We start from the raw sequence: 1,588 nt of genomic DNA, 5'->3' as shown, positions 1-1,588 counted from the left end.
ATTTAATCCTTCCTAAATCAATAAGAAAGCCACTTTATGTGCCAAAATGAATCTTTAAGCAAAGTTCTTATTGTGTTTGTTTCATATACTCAATCGTCTGCCTTAGACCTTCACGATAGGATGTTCGAGGGATCGGACCAATAAAATTCTCATACTTTTCACCATTTAGTACAATTGGTTCTTCATTCAAGTAAAACATCTCAACCACTTCACGCATCTGACGATTGAACAGGCCCAAAAACCGAATCATATTCTTCGAAACAGTAGATACGCCTTTTTGATACCCAGTTATTTCTCGGACCGTCTTAACTATTTCATCTCCCGAAATGGTGCCAAAACCAGGTATATTCCAATTTTGTCCGTATGCCTTCTCTTTAAGGGACAAACTAACAATTGCCTTGGCGCCATCTGGTGTATAGATAAATTCCCTGGAAATGCTTTGTTTACCCACAAAGCTTGAATTTTTATCTTCCACTATATTCAACAGGGTATAATTCAAAATCGTGTTTTCTGCATTGGGTCCATAAAAATCAGGGAAATGTGCAATTAGTGCAAGAACCTTTGATTCCTTGACTAAGTTTTCAACTTCCAGGCGAATACGTCCTTTTTTCGTATGCGGATTTTTAACGGTTGTTTCACTCGTTTTCCCCCCCCTGCTCCTTCCGTAGGCATAAATATTATCCACGATGGCCAGCTTGGCAGAATGCTTCTCCGCGGTTTGAAGAATATTAGACATCATTATGGGAAGTTTCTCCTCCCATTCAACATAAGGAATGTTGCAAGATTGAAAAATAGTGTCAACGCCTTTAGCCGCCTCGTCTAAATCGTCTATACGAAATACATCTCCTGTATAGATTGTTATATTGGCATCGTCCGCAAACAGTTTCTCCAATTTTTCACGAGTACGTGCGAACGCTGTTACCATTATTCCTCTACTCGATAATTCCTTAACAATGGAATAACCCATACCTCCTGAGGCCCCTAATACTAAAGCTTTTTGCATAATTAGTCCCTCCCCTAATTAACCACTGGTCAAATTATTTTAAAAAAAATTAATCAACTAATCTTATCAAAAATTTCGCGTGCGAATCAGCCAAATTTATTACTTCCTCATACGTAGTAACATGGCGGCAATAATGTGTGACAAAGCCATGCAGGGATAAAAAAATGCTGTAAATATCCTGAAGTGAAATGTTTTTATCACATAAATCGAAAATGCATTGTGCAAATTTCTCATAGCTTTTATTAGGACCTTGATTGATAAAATTTCTTACTTCTTCATCTTTTATCAAGAACATAATTTCATAATGGCTTTGGTGTGTAAGGCCAAATTCAATGAAGCCTAGAAGGACATTCCTTAGTTTTGCCTTATTTTCAATCTCTTGTTGCATCACTTCATCCAGTATTTGATCCAGCATGGAGAAATGGTCTTCCACTAATGCAAAAAATAACTCAGCTTTATTTTTAAAATGATAATAAAGGGCACCATGACTGTAATCTAGTTCTTTTGCTATTTGTCTCATAGATACATGCTGATAGCCTTTTTTCACAAATAGGTCTCTTGCAGCTTCCATAATCATTTCTCTTG

Annotated in this window: 2 protein-coding genes; both read right to left on the bottom strand. The window is 36.8% G+C overall.

Features of this window, described 5'->3' with window-relative positions:
• Nucleotides 1-67: 67 nt before the first annotated feature.
• Nucleotides 68-1,003 carry an SDR family NAD(P)-dependent oxidoreductase gene (locus tag WB217_RS10995; protein WP_423993271.1) on the bottom strand — a complete coding sequence of 312 codons (936 nt, stop codon included), beginning with the start codon at nt 1,001-1,003 and terminating at the stop codon, nt 68-70.
• 49 nt (nt 1,004-1,052) lie between these two features.
• Nucleotides 1,053-1,588, bottom strand: a 536-nt coding sequence (locus tag WB217_RS10990) for a TetR/AcrR family transcriptional regulator (RefSeq protein ID WP_423993270.1), incomplete at its 5' end; no start/stop codon positions are given.

Source organism: Mesobacillus sp., from assembly GCF_049588175.1.
GTDB lineage: Bacteria > Bacillota > Bacilli > Bacillales > Cytobacillaceae > Mesobacillus.
This window is presented reverse-complemented; position numbering and strand designations above follow the sequence as displayed.